This is a genomic window from Pseudidiomarina sp. CB1, assembly GCF_024752025.1.
Taxonomy (GTDB): domain Bacteria; phylum Pseudomonadota; class Gammaproteobacteria; order Enterobacterales; family Alteromonadaceae; genus Pseudidiomarina.
The window spans coordinates 1669401-1693598 of record NZ_JANTPU010000001.1; the positions used below are offsets into that span (position 1 = coordinate 1669401).

The window sequence follows — 24198 nt, forward strand, 5'->3', positions numbered from 1 at the left end:
TCATGACAATTACGCCAATAGCCTTCGTTGCTATCGGGTTGGTAATCATTTTATCTGCTCAAAACAAGGATAAGAACGACTCAGATAAAAAACACTAAATAACCTTATTGAGGAGGTCATTACTTATCAGTCTCGCCTTTTGAAAGCGTTACTAAAGCAAGTCAATCAACTTAGATTTAAGTAATTCTTGCTGTTTCTCTCTCGTCAAAACCGGCCGTACTAAACGCTCATACTCAGGAAATACTTCAAGCAAGGGTAATTCAATCGTAAGAGCTACTGCCTTGGCAACTCGCATTGAAATAGCTTTTCTGTTAATAATTTTTGAAATCAGGCTTGGTGAACAATTGAGTGCGTGCGCTATCGCACCTTGGTCAAAACCCTTCTTGTTAATTGCTTTACTAATTTCCTGTGGCGTCATGTCAAAACATCCTTATATCAAGCTCTTCAGCTAGGTTATGCGATGTTTCAGGTGGCTACTAGACGTTACACTCGATTTACGAAATGACTTACACTGTAGATATCAGATATCGCACGCGAGAATACGACATGCACTATAACGCTATGCAATCGAAGTACACTGGGCGCTTACTCAAATCAGCCATCATCATTTTCGTGTCATGTTGCCTACTGACGTTTTCGGGTGAACTGCTCGCAAAGCAGATCAAAATGAGCAAGAGCAAAATTTGTCACGACAGCTCAAGTCAATATTACTCGCGAACGAAAAACTTCACTGCTTTCGAAACACTCGAAGCCTGCGTTGCGGCTGGTGGAAGGCTACCAAAAGGAAATCTCCAACATAATAAAAGCTCAGTTACTAAGCGTGCAAGTTCAACAACATCAGAAAGCTACTCAAGGAGCGCTTTTGCACACTGGACAGATGACGATGGTGATTGCTTAAACACTCGTCACGAACTTTTACAAGACTTATCGACTGGACCAGTCACAATGTCAGAAAATGGCTGTCGCGTGCTTCGTGGACGCTGGAACGATCCATACTCGGGGAGCGCACTTTTTGACTCATCGAAAATGGATATTGACCACCTTGTGCCACTCGCGTGGGCTTGGGAGCATGGCGCGGAGAAATGGACAGATGCAGAGCGAGAAAAGTTTGCTAACGACTCAATCAATCTTTTTGCAGTCGCAGCCAGTCTTAATCGGAGGAAAGGCGCAAAAGGCCCTCGCGATTGGTTGCCACCTAATCGAAAATTTCACTGTCAGTACGTCACTCGATATCTACGCGTAATGCTCAAGTATGATTTTGATGAATCAGCTCGTGATGGCATTCGCGAGCTTCGAAAGCGTGTCTGTGGGGGGAGGGAGTGAAGTGCTAAGTCGTTCAGCCTGCACTTTATGCAGAGCTATGTTTCTTTGTCCGACTGCTTCAATCGCTTGATACCCCAAATCCCAAGCGCGTAAAAGATTCCAATCCCAATTATCAAAACCGCGAGTGACGTCATCTGGACTGTAGACATATTTGGTTTCCTCAACAAATTCGCTGAGAGTTATTCTAGACGAAGAAGTGTTTATTTTGTATATCTTCATATACGAAGCATTTCGACAGCTTTGAGCGAAGAGCGGACGTTTCGACATCCGTAGCGGCTAGAAATTTCACTGAATACAGGTCATATTAGCCTGTTGGTGTTTGAGTTTCTTAATTCACTAATGAAATTGTTCAAGTGGATTATGAGTATATGCCGCTCTGGCAAAGACGTAACCTGATATTTAAAAGGCTGCAACTATGAAATTTGGGTTTCTAATCGACAAAACTTCATTTGAGTGCAGCTGTTTTAGAGTAGCTCCTCTTTCAGAATTTGATTGTGTTATGGAAGAGTTTTATCAATCAGCTCATGTCAGCAATGGCTGGTTTTACGGACCAGAACAAGAACTTAAGAAAACTACAAATGAAAGTAGAAAGTTTAAAGAACGCGGTCCTGTTAATTGTTTGTCTTTCTTTCGTATAAGCACGACGCATGAAATAACTTCAAATGCGTGCTCAGAAGAGCATCTTCGATTCCTAATACTGGGTTATAGTTTTTTACAAGGCGTATACCTAACTCCGGAAGGTTATTTAAATTTAGGTCGGACAGCTTATAAACCGGGTAAATTAAATGGTTTACGCCTATCAGGCGATGATTACGTTAATGGCATGGAGGCTATAAATCAGTTCTATCTTTCGAACAATTGCGAAGTAAGGAAACAGATGTTTGCCTCTATACACTGGCATTTAATCGGTCAGTCGTATTACTTCGATTGGGATAGATTTGATTCTCAGTATAAAACGCTCGACGGCCTTTATAATATATCGGGGGTTAAAGCTGCATTCCATGCTGGGCGTCCCGTAGAGCTTGCAAGAAAGTATAATTTAAAATTGCCATCGTGGGCTAAGTTAGATTCAACGGGTAAAAAAAGCGTGCTCAGCACCCAAAGAAATGAACTTGTACATGAAGCAACGTACGGTGGAAATCCTATCGGATTTTCCTACCCAGATGAGAACTACAGCCTTGAGTTGACTTCATTTAACACAAAGCTTATTGCTGCTATGTTGGGCATTGACACTCCATATTTGTCAGCAGAACCCGACAATCGGGATTACTGGGGGTGGGACATAAAAGATAACTGCTAAACGTCCACAATTAGCATAAGTCGGATAATGAGACTGCTTTGAACGGTAACAATGAGCGAATAACAGACAATCTGCAAATTGTCTGATAATCTAGTTTTCAATCAAAATCGAAAGTTAATTAATACACCTATTGTCAAGACTGTAGGATTATAATTTGCGCTTTGTACAGGATGGGCCAGATATACCAGATGACCTTTTATTCGCTCAAGATGAAGGGAACGTAGTATTTTTTTGCGGCGCAGGAGTGTCTATGGCTCATGCGAAGCTATCCAGTTTTGGTGATTTAGCAGAGAAAGTCATAACAGACCTCGGTGCCACAAAAGAAAGTAAAGCAAGAAAGCTATTTTCCAAGTTCATGGAGTTGAACAAAGATCCGCATACTCGTGGCGTGATGTCTGCTGATCATATATTCAGCGGACTGATAAGAAGTTTTGATCGGAACGACATTAATTGCTCGGTGGCTAGAAGTCTTCTGCCGAACGGTAATCCTGATCTTACTGCTCATAAAATAATTCTTAAGCTTGCACGATCACAGGGAGGGCAGACGAGGCTAATAACTACGAACTTTGATTTGTTGTTTGAGTCCTCTAATAGTCGCCTCACATCAGTCACTCGAGCAAGTCTTCCTCGTATTGAATTTTCCGATAATGATTGGGGAATAGTCCACTTACACGGGAAAGTGAATAAAGATTATTCAGGCCCCGACAACGATGGTTTTGTTCTGTCAAGCTCGGAGTTTGGTGATGCGTATCTTGCACAAGGTTGGGCAAGAAATTTTGTTAAAGATGTGTTGGGAAAGTTTGTAGCTGTTTTTGTAGGTTACTCTGCAGATGATCCGCCTATTAGGTATTTACTAGAAGGTTTGCAGCAGAGTGATGGTGCTAATCATAAGATATACGCTTTTCAAAACGCAGATGATGAAGCTATTGCTCAGTGGGATGAAAAGGGCGTAAAGCCAATAGTCTATAATTTAGACCAAAACGACACGCATACCCCTTTATGGGATTCTCTAGATGCTTGGGGTAATAGGACCAGAAATCCTGATGCTTGGGCCAAAAGGGTGCTCTCAAAGGCGCGTAAAGGGCCGACAAAATTGAAGCCTCATGAAAGAGGAATGATTGTTCATTTGGTTAAGTCACCATGGGGCGCAAGAGCTTTTGAACAGGCGACCCCTCCGTTACCTGCTGAGTGGCTTTGCGTCTTGGATTCATCGATAAGACTTCAGCAGGTTGAAGAGAAAGGCTACTTGAATCCCAACGAAGAAGTTATAAATCCATATCAAATGTATGGAATTGATAATGACCCTCCGCCCTCTGACCGTAATGAACTATTTAGCCAAGGGACTAAATCTGATGTTTGGGATGCTTTTGACTTGAGTGAAAAGGACATAGATGACTTAGGTGGGGTAAATTTTCCAGAGTTCAGGAGCATTCGATCTAATCACCCAGCAAGGCTTCCATTGAGGTTAAGTTATATAGCGAGTTGGATTTCCAAAGTTGCGGAGCAAAGGATTACGGTTTGGTGGGCGGGCCGACAACCCTCTCTTCATCCTGATCTAATTCGAAACGTGGAATTAGAGCTAACGAAAATAAAGGATAGAATCATTCCCAAACCCATCCTTGAGGCTTGGAATATAATTTTTGAGTTAAGCTCTTTTTACGGTAGAAAAGAATATCAAGTGTATGATTTAAAGGACCGCATCAAGTTATTTGGCTGGAGTAACTTTGTTGTTCGCGAACATGCAAAAATTTCAGCTCCTATTTTAAAAAGGAACCTTTTATATACGAATTCTATTCCAAGGGATAACCGGAGAAGTTTGAAGAAGTACTCTCTGGTAAAAGTAGATGTCGATTATCCAAATACAGTTTTTGACATCAAGGTACCCGATGAATATCTTCAAAAAATAGTAAACGCTCATCGGACAAACCTAGAGCTTGCTATAGATATGGAAGTATATTTTTCATTATGGGTTGACGAAATTTGTGCTATTGAACCTGATGATACTTCTAGTTGCGGAGATATTGATAGAGGACATGGTTTATCCTGCTATGTTTTAAATTTTGTGGAGCTGTTCCGACGACTTTTGAATTTAGACGTTGTGCAAGCAAAGCGCGAATTTAACAAATGGCGAAGAGAAGATCTCGTTTTTGATCGGCTAAGAATTTGGGCCTGTGGTTTAGAAGGCCTCGTGAATGAGGCTGAATTTACTAGCGAAGTTATGTTGCTTTCAGATGACGATTTTTGGGCGCTTAAGGGCCAGCGAGACTTACTGATTTCAATTAAAAACAAGTGGAGTGAACTGTCTGAGAATAATCGCAAGCTTATAGAGAAACGAATACTAAAGGGCCCGCGTAAGCCCCGATGGGTTTCTAGAGAAGATCATGTTGTTCGCTCCGCATATAGACTGTTAAATAGATTACACTGGCTAAATAGCCAAGGGTGCATATTCTCTTTCGATTTGGATATTGTTACAAACAGGTATAGAGCAAAGGCGCCGGATTGGAAGCCGGAATATGCCGAAAGCGCGGCCGAAAGCCGAGAATCTCGTGTTGGTTGGGTTAGAACGGATACTGACTGGAGTGATCTGAAAGGTATTCCACCATCAAAAATCATTGAAAATGCAAATAAAAAGAGGAATACGAGTTTTCGTGATTTCACGGAGTATAAGCCATTTTTAGGCCTTTGTGATGACTGGCCTTTGCGGGCAATCACTGCTTTGTCAATAGAATTGAAAAAGGGGAAATTCCACGCAGAACTGTGGAGAGACTATTTATCAAGAGAAACTCGAAAGAAAGACAAATATCGACTCAAACTTCTTACAGCTGGAAGAATTACACAAGTTCCTAATACTGACTTTAAAGACATTATTTTGACTGCTTCCCGGTGGTATAAAGACTATGGTCCGGAACTGAGAGATATGAGCCCCAAAATATTTGAAGCTGTTTGGGAAAAATTTATTTCGACCATTAAAGAAGATAAAAATGCTATTGGCTCAGCACTTGTAAGACAAGAGAATAAAGAAATTGATTGGACAGGGGAAGCTATAAACTCAGCATCAGGCCATCTTGCTCAATTGCATATGACAAGCCCTGCAACAGAACATTTACAGCGCGGGCAAGGATATCCAAAACTATGGCTTAAAAAAGCTGAGCAGTTGCTGTGTCTGCCAAACGATGCACATCGTTATGCAATGGTAATTTTTGCGCATAACCTATCTTGGTTTTACGAAATAGATCCCGAGTGGACTGATAGAAATCTCATAAATGTAATTGAAAGTGATAAAACATCAAGCGATGATAAAGCAGCTATATGGGCTGGCTTTATGTGGGGGGCTACAGTTCCAAATGCAGAGCTTTACATTAAATTAAAGCCTCACATGCTCGAAATGGCTAATCAGAGTGCGTCAGGTAAACGCAGACATGCTGAAGTTCTGTCTGGTCTTCTATTGTCTGGCTGGGGTTCGAAAAATAAAGAAAACTTGCAGTATGTTTCTGATGAAGAATTGCGCAATGTACTTTTAGTAGCAGGGGATGACTTTAGAAGTTATATTCTCTGGCATCTGGGGCGTTGGTCTAAAGATAAAAAGAGTAAGTGGGATAAGAAAGTACTTCACTTTTTGCAGAGAGTTTGGCCAAAGCATAAGAAAGTTAGAACCAGCAAAACCTCTGCGCGGCTGTGTGAAATTGCATTAACACAAAAAGAAAATTTTCCAGCTGTTAGCAAACAGGTTTCACAACTCGTCTCCAAAGTGGGCATGGAATATGTCCATATACCTCGAATTCAGGAAATGGCCGGGGACCAGGAGGAAGGCGATAATTTGGCATCTAAATATCCAGAAGATTACCTTAATTTATTATATTCAATACTTCCTGACCAGATAGAGAGATGGCCTTATGGCGCAGCGAAAGTGTTAAAGCATATCGAACGTATTTCTCCCAAACTTTCAAATGACCCCAAACTTATCGAGTTGAAATCTAGGCTAAATGATAATTAGTTCGATTTTCGGCTTTATCCAACAGTCGGAGCTACAATTAAAAGTACCCACCGTCCGCAATTGGCACCAAGCGGACCTAGTTTCCCTCAACAAAAAAATCCATCGCCTCTCTCAACAAAATCAACTTTCAGTGCGTGTGAAAACCTCAATAAATCGAAATCGACTACCTTTTGGGCGAAAATTGAGCATTTTCATATATGTGTGAGTACAGACACCCTCTAAAACGCTTGTCTGTGCTCTTCACTATTCAAACTTTAGCCCGTAGCATTTTTCAGCAACAAAAGGAAAAATCTACGGGAACGCTTTAATGGCCGAATCAATTAAAAAATTACGTTTGCGTGACATCGACAGTGTCGAGCTTGATGTTCATGCACAGCATAAAGCCCAGATACGCCGAATGTTGCGTTTGTTATTTGAAACAAGCCAGCTTGAGCAATTTCTTGAATTAATGACTCCCGCTTGTGTAGTTTTATTTCGCGAAAAACTCTACTTTTACGAAAATGCGTTCGTATTCTGTGCCCTTTCAAAAATGGCTCCTGAACTTCATATTGACGTTGTTGTAACGCGCCTAAAAAGCACACCCACACTGCTTACCCTGCGTCAAAGAGTTCTCAATAGATTAGAGCTCGAATCGCTATGCTCTTTAGATGCCAAATCTGGCTATGCTTTTTCACACACCGCTGAGGCGAATAAACCATTATTGCGTCAATGCGACTACGCCAAAGTCATTGCATGCACAGCAAGCACTCTCAAAAAGAAGAAAAAAGCGTTCACAAAAAGCGCTGTATTGAATGCCGAGAAACAAGCAAGCAGCATAAATACTGAGGAGTTACTCAAAGACGTTCCCGCGCCCAAGTTAAAGCGAGCGAATGCATAATGCGTGAACTTATCGAAAAGCACTTTCATATTCAGCCAAGTCTCGCAATTACTGAAGTTGCCGTGCGGCTTCGTCTAGTATGCCAAGCTGTGCTTGAGATAAATGAAAATAGCGCAGAGGAGTGCTCAGAACTTTCCAAAATTCATGAGTATTTGTGCAGTAATAAAGAAGTTGAAATAACGAATTTTCGCCGCGCAGAATTCCATGGCGAGCTTGAGTCACACCCGTTTTCAGTGACGATGATGCTCATACCTGCGTTTAATGAAAATCACGCCAATTTTCATCAATTTAAATTCCAGTGTGTCATGTTGGCGCGACTCTATTGCTCGCGCGGTACAGATGATTACGACGCATACCTGCAGTTTTATAAAACATTCATCAGAAACAACGACGCACAGCTTCCTTTCAGCACGAACTTCGTGACTCGCGCGAGCATTTATGAAGTGCAAGTCGAACTACGAAAAGTCGCGTTAAATCGAAATAATACCGAACTCGAAAAGCTTGCGAGATATTACCAGCCGCCCCGCGAGCCAACGTCGAACGAAGCGCACTCAAACGGCTTTAATACTGCAGCGAAGTATCTTCGCCAACGCTTACAGCTCGACGGTGATATCCGCGCAGATTTAATCGATGCGTTAAACAAAAACGGGGAGCACCTGGCGAGCGTGCTTCATATCACACCCCAACTTACGAAGCTTACAAGCCAGGAGTATTCAATATTTCAGAAGAAAATCACAGGTGTTCAACGCGCACTTTACAATGCAGAACTCGCACCGGCATGGACCTTAGCGGCTGCGACACCAGCCGAGCTAGCAGCGCTCTTGAATCATATCGATAAAAACCTCATCCTCGAAAGGTTTTCTCAAATCGATGCAACAACGTCAGCTTATCTCTTTATATTTTTTCTAAAACTTTTAGGCACGCCAAGGCCGCTTGAAATAGTTCTCATCAATCGAGGCTCCCCAAAGTTTTCAGAATCAATGATTCGGGCAAGCTCTATTGATTATCTACTAAAAAAACGTGTAAAAAACGAACTCGAAGATGCACGACTCACCGTGAATGCGCGCCTCATTGATGTGGAAGGACCGGCGGAGGAATCACGACGCTTGTACTACTACACGAGTGAACTCATAACGATTCGGCTTCCAGAGCCGTTGATTTCATTACTACAGAATGCACTGTCTCGTATCGATGCAAATCGTCGTCATGAGTGTGAAATGTCCCACGCCTTTGGCATTGACGAAAACAACTACAACACGTGGATAAACACGCAAATTAAAAAATCCGAGTTTAATAAGTTTGGTATAACGCGAAGTGCATTTGAAAGGGTGTTTTTACAATACGCTCGAGAGAGTACGACGGAAGCAACACTCAACTTGATCAGGCAACAAGGAACTGTTCAGCAGCATTACATCCTGCAATTTCATCGCGAAATTGCGACACAGATCAACAAAGCTTGGGGCAGCTTCATCGCAACACTCGGCTTTACGAGGATAACGCGTGTGGATAGCGTATCGCACTCAGAGCATCTCTCTCACGCTGGCTCTGAAATGACACTGCGAAGCTCTCTGCTCGATGAAATTCTCGCGCACAGCGTCAATTCAGCCTCGCAACATTTAAAAACGGAGGCTTTTCATGCGTTCAACGAGCTAGCTTTTTATATTTATTTGCGCGTCTCAATGACGGTTGGGCTGCGACCAGTTGCTGAACCATTCCCTAATCACGAATTCTACTCAAGTAAACTGGGAGTCATGAGCGTCAAAGATAAAGCAGTTCATCATAAAAAAGAGCGACGACTGATTGTATTCACATCAAAACTTTGTGAACTGATTGATGCACACATTGCAGTTGCTGAAGCTCTCGCATCAATGCTTGCCATTCTAACACCACGGCGAATTGTGTCACGAATCAGCGATAACAAAAATTGGGAGTCTTTTTCAAGCGCATTCGTCAACGACAAACTGACTCAACTACTTACTGCGAAAGTCACAAGTCATTCGCTCCGTCATGCGGCAGCTCAATCGTTTTTGCGAAGTTCAATAACGCAAGGTCAGTTCTTACAGTCTGCTTTGAACTTATTTCTTAATCATTCACGCAGCAATGTCTATGCGCTTAGCAATCACAGCCTGCTCTCAATTACTGACTTCATCACGAGTCAACGTAAGCAGCTTGAGGTCTATGATGCGCATCATCATGAAAACGATACAAAAGCGTTGCAACTTCTGCAGCGCCTCATCAAGGAATTCAAGTTATGAAGTTAAACTTTGATTTCTTTGTTGAAAAACTTAGCGCTGAAACGAAAGGCATACGCGATTGTGCTGGTTTCGCATACAGAGTCATTCAAGATGAGTGTGCGAAAGCGTTATCTCAGTCTGAAAATATGCCAAAAAATTATTTCTCGCAACGCGCTCAAAAAGTTTACGCGCATGCAAAAAGAGATGTCGAACTCAATGCGGTTCGCATTTGTTTCTTTGCGTTATACGAATATTGTCGGGAGTATAACGACGCGCTCACAACGCCAACCGCGCGCTTAGCCGTTAAGCAAGTAAAACCGGTCATTAGCGATGACAGTCCGTCTTTTGCTTTCATCGATGTTCTTAATACGATGATTGAACAAGAGCTCATTCGTGAGAAATCTCAAGCACCGACCGTTGTTTTGGTGCTGCTCCTTTGCCGTCACGCCAATATAAATTCTGTTGCGCAATTAACCGCTGCCCTTAGCGCTGACTTCAATGATTTGGTGGTTTTTAAAGATGCGCTTTTCGCATCACTAACTACAGCTTCGAAGCGATTTTTACTCGACGCAGTTGCACTACAAGCTTTTAAGCTCTTAAAGTCCCGTCCACCTCGCGAGCTGAGAACAACTGTCATCGCAGCTCAACTTAAATCGCTCTGGCTATCCTACTCGACTGAACAGCCTTTTAATGAAAAAGCGGTTACGTTATCAAGCGCAATCCAAGCTGTGTCTTTTTTTAGTCAAAGCATCGCCGCCACGACGTTTGAAGATGCTTTTTCGCAGCTAAGTGATGTGAGCTTTATAAAAGCCGTGACTGGCATAGATGCGCCTTCTTCCTTCGTTGATAATGCGACACCAGCGCAGGTAAGGCGAAACAAACGCACCACGAAAGAATTTGTAAAGCTAGAGAAACTCACAGAGCTTTTTGAATGCAATGCTATGCGAAAATTTGCATTTGACGCACGCACAGCATCATCCGACTCTGAATTACTCGATAGTATTCGAAAGGCAGTACAAGCATTCGCAAAGGCAGATAAACGCCAGCGTAGAAATACAGCCGCATTTAAACTACTAAAAGTAAATCTGATAGCAGCGTTATCAAGCGCATATGATACTCATAGTGATATCAGTTTAACTGCTACGGCTGTCGCAACCTATCTTATCGACTTAGCTCTGCACGGCAGTCATTTCAAAGATAAATTACGAATGAGTACGATTGAAACGTACTTATCAACGTTAACAGTTTTCGCAAAATCGGCATGGTGCGATGAGTTACTTTTGCGTAACGCGCAAGAATCAAACGAACAACTCGAAGAACTCACCGAGTCCGTTGCGGATGCGCTTAGCACCATTGGCGAAGCCGGCAAACAAGGCACTGCGCTTGGCTTTTTACAGTACTTATCACAAGCCACAAAACTCAAGTTTTTCGATGCGCAAGAACTGGAATATTCGGGTGCAGGTAGCGTTGAGACGCGCGCTCATTATATAAACACGCAAGATTTGAATGAGGCATGCGAAGCTTTTCTTGCTAAGTCGAACATTGCAGAACGTCATCAGTTCGCTCTGTTTATTAAGCTCAGCTACGCGACTGGTTTGCGACGCAAAGAAGCAACTTTGCTTGAAATTGATGACGTGCGCTTCAATCTCGAGACGATTTATGTGTCCCAACTCACCCAACGTAAAACTATGCGAGCCGTTCGACACATTCCGACATGTCTGTTGTCAGCTGAACTTGAGCTCGAGCTACAAACGCATATTGACGAGCGCCGCCGGCTCGGCTATTCAACTGTGTTTGACGAAGCGACTCTTACTGCTCTCGATGACGAGTTTTTAGCCATTTTGCGTGAAACATGCAATAACGATGAGCTCGTTAATCACTCGCTCCGGCATTCAGCAGCAAACAACTTAGTTCTGCTATTTGCAATGTGCTGTGTATTAGGGCTTTTAGACTATCGAGAGCGTTTATATTTTTTAAAAAACGACACGTTTTCTGATGCGCGAATAAGCAGCATTTCGCAATCACTTAAAAAAATTGGGAAGTCAGCAAACCTATTTTTCCCAACGTTAGATGTCGCTGCCCAAATCCTCGGTCACGTCAGCCCCGCCGTCACAGCGCGAAGCTATCTACACTTACTCGACGTCTTGTTCTTTATGCACGATGCGCAACGTGCGCAGGCGCTATCATCGGAGCTTGCTGCCGCACTTGTTTCCACCAGCAATTATCGATTTGAATTCAAAAAACAATACGAGTCGTACCTACCCGATGCATCTCGTTGCGAGCAGCTGTTGTTTAAGTCTTACACCCGCGGGTTAAAGTATGTACTTCAGTGTTCAGCAATCATCACGAAGAATGATGACCTCGTCACGCAGCAGTTTTCATTTAGTGACTATCTGAATGCACTGAAGCTTTACAAGCAATCACCAGGGGGCAGCATCGAAGAAGCCCTACTCACTCACTTCGTAGCGCACGCTGGCGAACTCGATATCAACTTCTTAAGCGATAAGCCATTTACGTCAAATAATCGAGCTTGGATTCGGCTTCTTGATAGCGTCTCGAATACAGCTTGGAACCCCAAGAATCGGCGCGCGATTCAAACACTTCGCCAGACAATTGAAAAAGATTCAATTACTAACTTACGCATCGCTGAGAGACATTTCCGCGCGCTTAAACTTCTTTCTCTTACAAATTTGAGCATCGCACTTCACTTATCGGGACATGATGCGAAAGCAGAAAAATGGAAGCGGCTTATTGATAAAAATGGTTTTTCACAATCACTATCAGAGCACGATATTGATGGCTGCATTTCTATTGCCACCAAGCCGCTGAGCCTGCGCTGGCCGCTCTGGCGTTACTTACCTGAAATTCTGAATCTTCTTGATTCATACATCACATTCGAATCGAACCAAAAGGAAGTAAATTCATTATGAATATGAATACTATTGTTGACCTCATCCCGCTCAAACGTGTGGCGAAGTTATTTAAAGAGACGACATTGCTTCAAAAACATCGCGATACACTGCATCGCAATGCAATTGTTCTCATCTGTGATGCAAGCTCAAGCACACTTACGCTTGCCTCACCTTTAAACGAAGAGCTCTGGGCCTGGCACAAGCTAGATGCCAGTTTTGATGATGAGTTCACTGATTCATTATGGATAGAACTTGATGCTGTCTTTTTCTCGACGCTGATAGAAAAAACATTATTCGCACGCCATATAAAACTCGAAATTAATACGGTCGCGGCATCAATGGCAATCCTATCAGGCAAGGCTCCAGTCGACGATAATCAAGCGGACCTCTTTCCGAATGAAGATAAATTTATTCCGAGTGATGCTTCATCGACACTTCGACAGAACATTAAGATATTAGACACACTTTCTGACTATGATTTACCGCCAGTCAGTCACAGTGAAGAAGCATTTCAGTTGAGCAAATCTTCAGATAGCACAATCAGTCTCATCGATGATTTTAACAAAACACAAGGCGCATCCGTGGCAGACTATGTCGCCATCCAAAACAAATCAGGTGCTCTAGTTTTTGAATCAAGTAACTTTAGCATTAAGACACAATCAATTGATAAAGAGTTACACATCAACTCGGTTCTCGATTCTGGTACGCTTCACGCGCTAAGAAAGATGATCAACTTGCTGAGGGCAACAGCGGATGCGCAAATATTGTTCACACAAGAGCATGAACGAATCATTTTGCGTACTAAGGATTCTGTTGTTTTTCTTAAGACACAGGAGCACATTCATCGCCCAATGGTTTGCGCGTTACCGAAGTTTAGCGAAGCAGACGCACTCACATTAAACAAAGAAATGTGTATCAAAGCACTCGAAAAGCTCGATGCTAAACAGAAAAAAATTGAGGATTTCGTTTTCATTTCTTTGATTAAAAACGACACAGAGAAGTTGATTCAGTTTGAGTCAGAGCCAGAGGCTGGCCAACTCTCTTTAGTCATTAAAACGCACATCGGACTCGAGGATTTCGAGGAAATTAAAACGCTACGATCGTCGTTAATCGCAGCATTAAAAATCTTCAACGATGACGTCAATCTGCTTTTGCATAACCCTGACAACTCGAGTGACGAGTTCTATGTCACAACTTCGTCTTTCACAAGTTACGTCGCCTTGCAGAAATTACAGAATCCAAGCGCGGCGTCTTAAATTTCTTTTTTTAATGATAAAAAGGCCGCTGTTTGGCGGCCTTCAAATGAAGCAAATATGATGACCACGAGAATTGTTTGGACAGCTAAAATGGACGAGTATCTTCGACGCCACTAACACCGAAAATCAGCAAAGTTCCTTGCTGAAAAACTCGGAATAACAAAATCAGTATTGCTCAGACATACACGAAGTTTAGAATTTCAATCAAAACGAGAAGCAGAAACAACTCTGTAAGCAGAGGGCCAATAGACAAATCGACTGGAAGTCCGAACGGCGCTCAGATTGAGCGCTATTCAAGAGACTAATAGTTTGACGGGCTATTAATCGAAACGTTCTTCATCCTTACGCTTTCATTCTTGCTGAACCTTACCGAAAATTCAAGCAATAATTCCAGTTAGTCTCGTCACGAAAAATACTGAACGCATACTTCTATGTCTAGCAAATCGCATTACTTCCCATAATGGTTATTATCGGTAGTGATTGGGCGCCAAACTCACCAGTTGGACTTTCTGCAACTTACTAACAATATTAGCGACTTTGTATTACCCTAGATTAAATCTCTCGATATCGCTCATTGGTATAGGAAAAACATAATCATGCGAAAACAAGGTTTACGAGAAAGAACTGTCGTCACGGACATTCTCTGCGATATCTGCAATAAAAGCGTGATCTCTGATTTTCATAAGAAAGTTATTACCAACTTCGACGATTTTGAAGAGTATGCTCAATTGGTCGCTCGATTTGGGTACGGTTCGAAACGTGATTCTGAAAGGTTTAACTTTGATTTCTGTGAATCGTGCTTTGATAAAATATTAGTCAAAATTGACGAACTTAAAGAGTCTAATAACTAGAGTATCGATAACCAGCGTGAAACGAGAGACTCATGAAGAAAGAATTCTCAGGCTACATTCTTAGTTTTATTAGTATATTAGTAGGCGTTATTGTTTCGTGGCATTTCTACGATAAGAGTCAACAGTATAGGAATCCTATCTATGCCGTTGATGATTATCCGAGAACAGTTTTGGATTTTAATGATGGTGATAGAGATCTTCCGTTAAAAGTGATTTCGAATACAGGCGAACCCATTCATGAGGATATCTACATTGCGACACACTATTTTTGGAACGCGGGACAAAAACCAATTCTCGATACAGATATACTCGAGCCGTTTAGAATACGCTTCAATCCTAAAGAAGTCACAATACTAGACGTTAGTATTTCTAAATCGAGTCGTCCCGTCGTTTCCTGTGAAATCACACAAATTGACAGCTCAACTTTCCAGGTTGCGTATCGAATTATGGAAAACAATGACGGATGTGCCATCGACTATTTATACATTGGTAAGCGTATACCATCTGTTGAAGTCACTGGCGAAATCATAGGTGTCCGAAAAATAAATCTTAGTTTGAAAACTTGGCAGGACTACTATGGAGAAATATCACGCATAGAGAATTATTATCGGTATATACCCGCCTTTGTTATGGTCTCACTTTTCTCAATAGTATTGTTTCTTTATTTTCAACAGCTTGAATTACAAAGGGCTACTCGACAGTATAGATTGACGTGGATAATACTGCTTGTTGCAGCCCTCGCACTTTTTCTAGAAAATGAATTTGACGGGTTCTCAGTATCTGCCGAATTTGACTACCCTAACCTGCAGTCATGGCGATTAGACTCTAAAGGGTAAGGAACCCAAAGCAAGTTCTTAATTTTTCTTTGTTTAGAGTAAGGCATAATGAATTTTTAGCCAAATGATTCAACGATTTTAGTCCACTCGGAAAACTTACTCTGTGGCTTCCCAATAAAGAAAATCAGCGTAGTACATTCTAAGTCTAAGGAGAGCGCTTTGGTTAACCCCTCTGGTATGGTCGAAAAGAATTTAAGAGACGCCATCGATGGACGATATGAATTGATTGATTTTCTATCTAGGCCCGTTAAGTCGTTAACCCGTGTAGTACTTGAATGTCCTGTTCACGGGCGAGGCGACCAATTTGGAACGCCTTGGGTACCGATTGTCAACTCTGTGATAAATGGTACAGGTTGTCCCAAGTGTGCAGGAAAGTATCGATACACTTTGGAAGAGTATATCGAAGCCGTTGAAAGTAGAGGCTACCAGTTTTCATCGCTAGTTGGTGAGTTTAAAGGAATACAATCTAAAGTTGTACTGTCCTGTCCTGTCCATGGAACTGGTTCAGATTTTGAAACACCGTGGATACCCTCGTTCAATAATTTAATCTCTCATAATAAAGGCTGCCCTAAATGTTCTAGAGTATACAAGCGTTCACTATCAGAATGGATAGACGTTGTTAATGCAACTAAATACACCTATATCGGTCTATCCGAGGATTTTGTCGGAAAACGCAGCAGAATAATAGTTTCATGTCCTATCCACGGTGTGTGTAAAGACTTTGAAACTCCGTGGATCCCACGATTCGAGGATTTATTGCGTGGCAATGGCTGCCCGAAATGCGCTGGTTTATATAACAGCTCTGCTGCAGAATATAAAGACTTAGTAGAGCTCACTACACCATACAAACTTATTAACTTTATTGAACCAGTTAAAGGTAAACATACATGCGTAAATCTGCAATGCCCCGTCCATGGTGATGGGCAAGATTTCGGCACTCCATGGCTCCCTTCATTAAATAATCTACTCAAAGGCGGTAGATGTCCAAAATGCCAAAAAAAATATGTATACACCTTAGAAGAAATTAAAAAGAAAATTAGCCACATGTCTTACGAGTTAGTCGAATTTAAATCTGCAGAGTTTAAAGGCGTAAAAAGTAGAGTAGCACTCAAGTGCAATAAGCCTCATCAAGTGGGCGGTGCATTCATTTGGGAAACATCTCCTGACGCGTTGTTCTCTGGTCGTCAATGCCCGGCTTGCTCTACATCATCCGGTGGTTTCGACAAGCTGAAACCAGCGTTCTTATACTTGCAAAAAATTATTGATAAAAATCAATTAGTAGCCTTAAAAGTAGGTATCACAAATCGAGAACCTCTGATACGAATGGCTCAACAAAGCAGTTGGACTGAGTTTGAGCATATACTTATCGCAACTGTTCACTGTCATTCAGGTTCGTTAATTTATGAGGCAGAAAGAAATATACTTATACCACTCAAAGTCAAACGCTTAACAGGTATACTAACAAAAGAGGCCATGAAGGATGGCTATACTGAAACCGTTGCCGTAAGTGAAATAAACGAACTCATATCACTATTTCAGGAATTAGGTAAAAACCCCCAATTTACATTCGAACAGTATTAGAAATGGATCGCATATATTCTAATTACGCCACTATTGAACTAAGTGTCTGAATATCAAACACCACTGGGCACGATACATTTTATATGATCATTATCACTTTTTACGATAAAAGGCCTCCAGAAATATGACGCCTTACCAACTGCTTCGATAACACATTTGACGAGCTATTTTTTGGTGAACTATTATCCTGAGTCGATATCGCATTACTATCAGTTGTTGTGTTAATAATAGTCACCACAGCTATGATGTATCTTAATCAGTTATATTTTAATTTTTTGATCTCACCTAGTTTAACTGTTTGTTCGATAGCTAGCCATTACCAGAGTCTTCTTTAGTTAAAGCAATTTGAGGTAGTTCTAGGCTCGATAAAATTCACGCATCTCTTGTCCTCACTTTTTTTGAAGTTCGTTTTACAGATCTTTTTCTACATAAACAAAAATTGCATCAACTATTATTTTAATTATTATATTTCAGTGGCTTACCTAACTTTTCCGCTTGATTTTTAACCGTCAACTTTCTACGATTAATACTGTTAACCTACTCGGAGAGGTTAGTATTTTGAAGAAATTAAAGATTAGTAATTACCCCTCAGCCAAGAAGATTAAAGAACTATTTACATGGTGTCCGGAGTTCGGACTTCAATGGAAAAAAGATTCCGGTCCTTTCCATACTAGAGAAGCTGTAATGCTTTATGCAGAGAAGGATAGGTTGCGATTAAGGTACGCGAACAAAATTCTGGGTAAAGTTGTTCAACTAAACGCGTCTGCTATTGTCTGGTGTCTGAATCACGGCTCACTTCCTAGCAGCGATGGCATATTTTCATTGAACGGTGATAATACCGATTTTTCAAAGAGAAATTGGGCAGAACAAAATTTAGAGACTATTGAGATTGATGGCGAGAACATCAAAGAGTTCGTCGATTACGATGAGGTAACAGGACAATTCGTATGGAAACATCGCAGGCCTCGCAATTCAAACGATAGAACTTTTCTCAGAGAAAACGCAGGTAAAGACGTAAAATATCGACTTCACGATGGTTACTTGACGTTCAAAATAGCCAACAAAGAAAGGAAGGCACATCAATGGGCTTGGCTTTATCTCTACGGTAAATTCCCGCCTAAGGGATTAGTAATAGACCATATAGATAGAGATAAAACCAACAATTCGAGGGATAATCTCAGAGCAGTGACACAAGCAGAGAATTGTCGTAACAGAGCAAAGTATATTCCGACAGCCGCACCTAAAAATTACCGAAAAAAGAATGAGTTTCCTAGTACCTCAGCAGTAAGAAAGACATTTATCTATGACACGATAAAAGGTCAATTAATCTGGCGTAAACGTGAAGAAAGAACAGCGAGTGATAAACGATTCAATAATCTTTTCGCAGGGAAAAGAGCGGGCCGATATACAGGTACTGAACCCGTCTTAATTAATTTCAATAAGAGTCGATATGTCGGCCACGAACTAGTTTGGTCATACATGGGCAAGCCCAAACCTTCTAACGGCCTTATATGCCTGAATGGTGATAAACAAGATTTAAGACCAAATAATTGGATACCTGCTGAAGATTGCTTTGATTACTTTAAAAGTGAATACGATCCGATAAAGAAGCAAGCTATCTTAAAACGACTGCTTCGATACGAACCCGAAACTGGCAACTTTTTTCATAAAAGAAGACAGCTTAGGACGAAAGGAGATGCCGTTTTTAACTCAAAGGTCGATGAAGATAAACCTATAGGTTTTCAAAGAAACAGGTATCACTACTGCTGTCTCCTCGGTAGAGATTATCCCTCTTCACATTTAGCCTGGCTATATAATTATGGGGTTTGGGTGCCAGATACAGATTTAGAAATTGACCACATAAACTTAAATTCGCTCGACAATCGAATTGACAATTTACGTTTGGTTACGCACCAACAAAATTCTTCTAATTTGCCATTAATGAAAAGTAATTCATCCGGTTGTAGTGGTGTGATGCGCGACTCGCAACGCAAACAAAGATGGAGAGCATTTAACCGCAGGAAAACGCTAGGAGTTTTTGAAACGTACGAAGAAGCTGTGGCCGCACGAAAAAAATCGGAAATAGAAAGCTTTTAACTGCTAAGGGTTAGATTTCCGGACACTTTTTGAGAGTGTAAAAATTAACTCTATCGACAAACTAGCTGTAGAGCCGAAAGAAAATGCTATTCTTAGTGGGTCATTATTGATTTGTGTGCCGGCAATTCCGGTTGTTATGTTACATATTCAACTTCATATAAGTTTTGTTCAGTGCACAAAGAGATGAGCCGACAGAGCTTTCGCTTAGGGGGACTTAAAATGCACCACGGCCACTATATCCCAAAACCCGTGCAACAGGCTTTAGTAATCAACCTTAAAGAGAAGCTCGTGTTGCCTGAAAACTACCCGGAAATCAGCCGCGCCATCGTAAAAGGTTTTAAGTTTGACATCGTCTCTTCTATAGCTCACGAAACAGGGTTGTCGGCAACCGAGATTTTGAATGCGCTTAATCTTCCTCATCGGACAACAGTCCAAAGAAGAAAGCACCGATGCTTTAACACTGCAGAAAGCAATCGCATTTATGCTTTAATTGAAGTTATAACAGCCGCTGAAGTGCTTTTTGATGGAAATTTTCCTGATGCTATTCGTTGGCTTAAAAAGCCTTGCAAAGCACTTGGTAAGCGTTTACCAGTTGAAAATGTAAACTCGTTCTTCGAATTTCAGCAGGTGATCGCTGTTATCCATCGATTGGAATACGGTGTTTTTAATTAGCGAATGAAGTTAAAAACACTGCCGCGACAAAACATCCGCTCGCTTTGTACCCCCATTTTAATCAGCAATTATTAGTAGCATTATTGAACCGTGACAGGCGCTGATTGTCTGCGCTGAATGTCTCCTTAGTTAGAGGCTATAGGTTCGAATCAAGCCAGATGTGCCGTTTAGGGCTTTCGATTCAATTTCCCTAAAAATTCTATGAGAATGCTGTGAAAACAAAGTTGCTTGATGTTTGTTTAAAGTGGTGCTTAAAGGTGTTATTGAGCGGGGTTTGCTTCCGGCTCAGACAAGCTCGTTATTGAGCTTCATTTGAGTCGTTAGCTAGGCGCTTTAACGATGCTTTCGCATCTAGACGCTGTTTTTTATTATTGTGCGACCAGTAAAACATAGCTAAACCACCGATAAGCATTACGATCGGGGCAAATAAAAGTAAGGTAGCTTGTGTTGTGCTCATAACAATGTCCTTACGTTAAGGATTCTTCATTAGTGTAGCATATAATCACTTCATATCAGCGTTTGCTTTTCAGTAGGCTCTTTCTTTTTGAGTCCCTCGTACCGAAGGCTGATTTGGAAATTCTCGATATTTGGGACAAAGCGCTCTCGTTTGTTTTAACTAGCACGCAAAGTGTCGATGGTAAGTCTAAACGTTCAATCTTGTACCAACTGAGTAGCCACTGATTTTCTATACATCTCGCACCCATAAACACATACTAAAACGCTCGCGGATGAGCTTCCGATAATGCCAATTATCGGTAGTAATGGTGCATTCGTACCGACCTTACGGTTTGAGCTGAGGGTTACCAACGGAGAATTGATTCCCCGAGAGCGCGGCCCAAATATGTCCGGACAACATATTGGATTAACTATAAATCGGTGGCCAGTTTTTCTTGACCACTACACTCTGTAAATATTTTATTTAAACACCCAATGATTTCCTCCCTTTTACTCAACATTTCAACAGTATTATCCCAATGTTGAATTGTCGAACAGGTAGGCTCTAAGATTTCCTTTAGTCTCGCTCTAAATGGTTTTATCGAATCAAAAATACCTAGCGCGGCGTAAGAAGTACTTGCAGGTCTAATCACCAACTCGGTACCCCAGTCAGACTCTCTGTCGTTTGCAGTGGTATTGTCCGGAATAACTGTAAGCTTAACTTCCAAGGCTCGAATAAATGAGTCACCGAGTTTTAGTACGAGATCAATTCCTTTAATGTCTGTCCTTGAATATTCTTGGTAAGGCTCGAATTTTGACTCGAATAAAAAACTCAATTCATTATTTGCCACATCGGTACCAAATATAAAATCAAAACCTTCTTCTCGCGCTTCTACCTGAAGCTCTTGATTCGTGCATAGGTATACAGCAGAAGTATTTGTGTGAATCGCCACTAGTTGAGAACTATTTTTAATTAGTGTACCGTTAAGCTGCTTATTTAGAACTGTAGGTAATGATGCTTAGACTCGGATTTTTAATACTGGTGCTTGTTGCTGTTCTGACTCAAATCAGTCAGGCGGTTGCTGATGTGCATCAATCTCACCAGTCCTCTTCTGAGCAACACCTCAATTTTGAGCATGACGAATCCCACATCGATAAGCGCAATCTCCCTAAAAGTGGAGAAATCAGCTTTGACTGCCATCACTGCTGTCACTGCCATGGCTCATTTCATTTATATGCCATGAAGACTGAAAAAACTCTCGCGTTACCACGAATGGGCACAATACGTCCTGGGTATACTGAGTTTTACACTAACCCTCTATCATCTCCGCTGTTCCGGCCTCCCATCTCCTCATAACTGCCTAATAAGCTGCTATAGCAGCGCAAAAAAATCATTATTTTACGCAGTAATATGACTGAGGAGTCTATCTATGGGTCCGTTTTCGACACATAGCAAACGCTTGTTTATTGCCGTAAGTCTGGCAATAAGTTCAAGCTACGCCAATGCACAACAGTTGCCCGAGCAATGGCAAAAAACTGTGCAGCAACACCCCAGTGTTGAAGCCGCTCAACAGCAGGCTGAAGCGCTGATCCAACAGGGCAAACAATTAAATCAGCCTTTGTACAACCCTAGCTTATCGTCACGCTTAGAGCGCGAGGGTGACATCAATAATTACGCTGTTGGTCTAAGCCAGACGCTGGACTGGAGCACTCGCAATGAAGCAAGGGCCAGTCAGAGTGACGCCATGACGGCTATGGCAGTGAGTATTTATCGCCAGTCGGCGACATCGCATGCTAAAACTTTGTTGAATGCCTATGTGCAATGGCTGGACGCAAAACAGCGTTACGCACTGGCTGAGCAGCAAGAGAAAATCGTTAAACAGGCGATAAGCCTGGTTGCCGAACGACGTAAAGCCGGTGACTTAGGTGCCGTCGACGAACAACTGACGGTACTCGCGCTAAGTCGGCAACTGCAACAAACGGCAGCGGCTTATCAACAACTGCAATCCGCTGAAGCAGAGTTAAACGCTCTGCTAACAACGTCTGATGTCGGTCAACTCTCCATTAATGAGGAGCTATTTAACGTTGAACCTGCGTTAACGGCTCGTTGGCAACAACATCCAGCGTTAAAAGCCGCTTACCTGCAATGGCAATTAAAGCGCGCCGATGTCGACTGGAAACGCTCGTTAACCACCGCCAACCCAACCGTAGGCGTCGAAGCGGGCGAGAGCGATAACGAAACAGTAATTGGCTTATCATTCAGCATTCCACTACAGATTCGCAATAACTACAGCGATGCGGTGCGCGCAGCCAATAGCGAAGCTGTTGCTGAAGAAAAACGTTTGATTGCACTAAGGCAACAATGGCAAGCAGCACTGAAATCGTCTCTTAACAATTATCGTTTTGTGAAAAAACAGTGGCAAAGCTGGCAAAGAGACTTTCAATCTCGGCAGGATGAGTCGATGCAGGTGATTGAGCAGTCCTGGCTCGCCGGTGACCTATCCACCACAGACTACCTCACCGCTGTGCAACAGCAGCTCGATAGCCAATTTGCAGGGATAGCGCTGCAAACACAATATCGGTTGGCCGCCATTGAATGGTTGTACCGTTCGGGCGAACTCAGTAAAGCACTGACGTTATCGCCGTTAAGCCAGCCAACAAACGCAGAGATTGGAGAGTAAACGATGTCAGTAAAACCTTTATACGCAGCAATAGCACTTGCGCTGAGCTTTTCGGTTATGGCGCAGGATGAACACGGACACGACGAAAAAGAAGATACCCACAAGGAAGAAGGCAAACACGAGCAAGGTGAACATAAGGAAAGCTCAGGCGTGGAGCTATCCAGCAAGCAGCTATCCATGGCAGATATCACCACGCGAACCTTGCAAACTCAAGTCATTGAATATCCGGTTTATGCCCCGGGCGAGGTGGTTGCTAACGACTTTAATAGCTATATCGTGAGTCCGCGCATCGATTCGACCGTTCTCAAACGTTTTGTCAGTATTGGCGATCACGTCGAAAAAGGTGAGCCACTGGCAACCCTCTTCAGCGCCACCATGGCGGAGGCGCAAAGTCAGTATTTGGTCACACTTAACGAATGGCAACGCGTGCAGTCACTCGGTGAGTCAACGGTGGGTGAAAAACGCTTTGTCGAAGCGAAAAACGCCTTTACCTCAGCGCAAGCGCAACTCAAAGCATTTGGTATGTCAGCCAGCGACATTAAGCGTTTAAGTAAAGCTAACTACCCTATCGGCGAATACCAACTGACCTCAGAAATTGGCGGGATTGTGGTTAGCGATAACTTCAAGCAAGGCCAGCAAGTTAATGCCGGTAATCACTTGGTTGAAGTGCTGCAAGAAGAAACCTTGTGGGTTAATGCTCGTCTACCAGGCTCAGCTGACCTTAGTGTGCAGTTTGGTGATCCTGTTACAGTGAGTGTCGACAATCAGCGCTTTGCGGCAAAAGTCATTCAGGAAGGCCACACAATAGACCATAAAACCCGCACCCGAACGGTACGACTTGCGGTAAATAACGAAAAGGACCAATTACACCCTGGTTTATTTGCGGATGTTTATTTCTCAGTCAAGTCGGATGGACCGGTGCTTGCAGTTAAGGACTCAGCCTTAATGCGGGCCCCTGATGGTGACTGGCAGATATTCATTGAGCACGAACCCGGAAAGTTTGAACCGAAGAAAGTCGAATTGGTTGATGAAAAGGGTCCGTGGAAAGTTATTCGAGGCGTTAACGAAGGCACAAAATACGTAGACAACGGCGCGTTTTTCGTTCGCTCACAAATCGCTAAAGGCGGTTTTGACCCACATAACCACTAA

Annotated in this window: 17 protein-coding genes; 13 read left to right on the forward strand and 4 right to left on the reverse strand. The window is 42.3% G+C overall.

The window, feature by feature from the left end; genetic code table 11:
- Window positions 1-151: 151 nt before the first annotated feature.
- Window positions 152-418, reverse strand: a complete 267-nt coding sequence (locus NV375_RS07970) for a helix-turn-helix transcriptional regulator (protein WP_092836282.1) — start codon at window positions 416-418, stop codon at window positions 152-154.
- A 128-nt stretch (window positions 419-546) separates the two neighbouring features.
- Here NV375_RS07970 and NV375_RS07975 point away from each other — a divergent pair, with 128 nt between their 5' ends.
- The 11 genes from NV375_RS07975 to NV375_RS08025 all read left to right on the forward strand — a co-directional run bounded on the left by NV375_RS07975 (window position 547) and on the right by NV375_RS08025 (window position 19933).
- The gene (locus tag NV375_RS07975) at window positions 547-1323 is read left to right on the forward strand and encodes an HNH endonuclease family protein (RefSeq protein ID WP_258807634.1); all 777 of its coding nucleotides are present in this window, start codon (window positions 547-549) and stop codon (window positions 1321-1323) included.
- A 415-nt stretch (window positions 1324-1738) separates the two neighbouring features.
- Complete coding sequence (locus NV375_RS07980; protein WP_258807635.1) at window positions 1739-2623, forward strand: hypothetical protein; 885 nt, start codon at window positions 1739-1741, stop codon at window positions 2621-2623.
- Window positions 2624-2777: 154 nt separating this feature from the next.
- Window positions 2778-6617 (forward strand): SIR2 family protein, encoded by a 3840-nt coding sequence (locus NV375_RS07985; protein ID WP_258807636.1) that lies wholly within the window; start codon window positions 2778-2780, stop codon window positions 6615-6617.
- A gap of 307 nt (window positions 6618-6924) precedes the next feature.
- Window positions 6925-7494 (forward strand): hypothetical protein, encoded by a 570-nt coding sequence (locus NV375_RS07990; RefSeq protein ID WP_258807637.1) that lies wholly within the window; start codon window positions 6925-6927, stop codon window positions 7492-7494.
- Window positions 7494-9749, forward strand: coding sequence for a hypothetical protein (locus NV375_RS07995; protein ID WP_258807638.1), 2256 nt, complete (start codon window positions 7494-7496; stop codon window positions 9747-9749). Before NV375_RS07990 ends, NV375_RS07995 begins: the two co-directional genes overlap by 1 nt.
- Window positions 9746-12658 (forward strand): tyrosine-type recombinase/integrase, encoded by a 2913-nt coding sequence (locus NV375_RS08000; protein WP_258807639.1) that lies wholly within the window; start codon window positions 9746-9748, stop codon window positions 12656-12658. The genes NV375_RS07995 and NV375_RS08000 overlap by 4 nt, the downstream gene beginning before the upstream one ends.
- Complete coding sequence (locus NV375_RS08005) at window positions 12655-13896, forward strand: hypothetical protein (RefSeq protein WP_258807640.1); 1242 nt, start codon at window positions 12655-12657, stop codon at window positions 13894-13896. Before NV375_RS08000 ends, NV375_RS08005 begins: the two co-directional genes overlap by 4 nt.
- A gap of 883 nt (window positions 13897-14779) precedes the next feature.
- Window positions 14780-15583 (forward strand): hypothetical protein, encoded by an 804-nt coding sequence (locus tag NV375_RS08010; RefSeq protein ID WP_258807641.1) that lies wholly within the window; start codon window positions 14780-14782, stop codon window positions 15581-15583.
- A 159-nt stretch (window positions 15584-15742) separates the two neighbouring features.
- Window positions 15743-17164 carry a DUF723 domain-containing protein gene (locus tag NV375_RS08015; protein ID WP_258807642.1) on the forward strand — a complete coding sequence of 474 codons (1422 nt, stop codon included), beginning with the start codon at window positions 15743-15745 and terminating at the stop codon, window positions 17162-17164.
- 558 nt (window positions 17165-17722) lie between these two features.
- Window positions 17723-19261 carry an HNH endonuclease signature motif containing protein gene (locus NV375_RS08020; RefSeq protein ID WP_258807643.1) on the forward strand — a complete coding sequence of 513 codons (1539 nt, stop codon included), beginning with the start codon at window positions 17723-17725 and terminating at the stop codon, window positions 19259-19261.
- Between the two features lie 219 nt (window positions 19262-19480).
- Window positions 19481-19933, forward strand: coding sequence for an antitoxin Xre/MbcA/ParS toxin-binding domain-containing protein (locus NV375_RS08025; protein ID WP_258807644.1), 453 nt, complete (start codon window positions 19481-19483; stop codon window positions 19931-19933).
- Between the two features lie 298 nt (window positions 19934-20231).
- Here NV375_RS08025 and NV375_RS08030 read toward each other — a convergent pair whose 3' ends face one another.
- The 3 genes from NV375_RS08030 to NV375_RS08040 all read right to left on the reverse strand — a co-directional run bounded on the left by NV375_RS08030 (window position 20232) and on the right by NV375_RS08040 (window position 21587).
- A complete protein-coding gene (locus NV375_RS08030; RefSeq protein ID WP_258807645.1) occupies window positions 20232-20390 on the reverse strand; it encodes a hypothetical protein in 159 nt (52 codons plus the stop codon).
- Between the two features lie 409 nt (window positions 20391-20799).
- Window positions 20800-21321, reverse strand: a complete 522-nt coding sequence (locus tag NV375_RS08035; protein ID WP_258807646.1) for a HindVP family restriction endonuclease — start codon at window positions 21319-21321, stop codon at window positions 20800-20802.
- Window positions 21322-21401: 80 nt separating this feature from the next.
- Window positions 21402-21587 (reverse strand): hypothetical protein, encoded by a 186-nt coding sequence (locus NV375_RS08040; protein ID WP_034733748.1) that lies wholly within the window; start codon window positions 21585-21587, stop codon window positions 21402-21404.
- Between the two features lie 211 nt (window positions 21588-21798).
- Here NV375_RS08040 and NV375_RS08045 point away from each other — a divergent pair, with 211 nt between their 5' ends.
- Together NV375_RS08045 and NV375_RS08050 are read left to right on the forward strand one after the other, a co-directional pair.
- Complete coding sequence (locus NV375_RS08045; RefSeq protein ID WP_258807649.1) at window positions 21799-23049, forward strand: TolC family protein; 1251 nt, start codon at window positions 21799-21801, stop codon at window positions 23047-23049.
- 3 nt (window positions 23050-23052) lie between these two features.
- A complete protein-coding gene (locus tag NV375_RS08050; RefSeq protein ID WP_055437779.1) occupies window positions 23053-24198 on the forward strand; it encodes an efflux RND transporter periplasmic adaptor subunit in 1146 nt (381 codons plus the stop codon).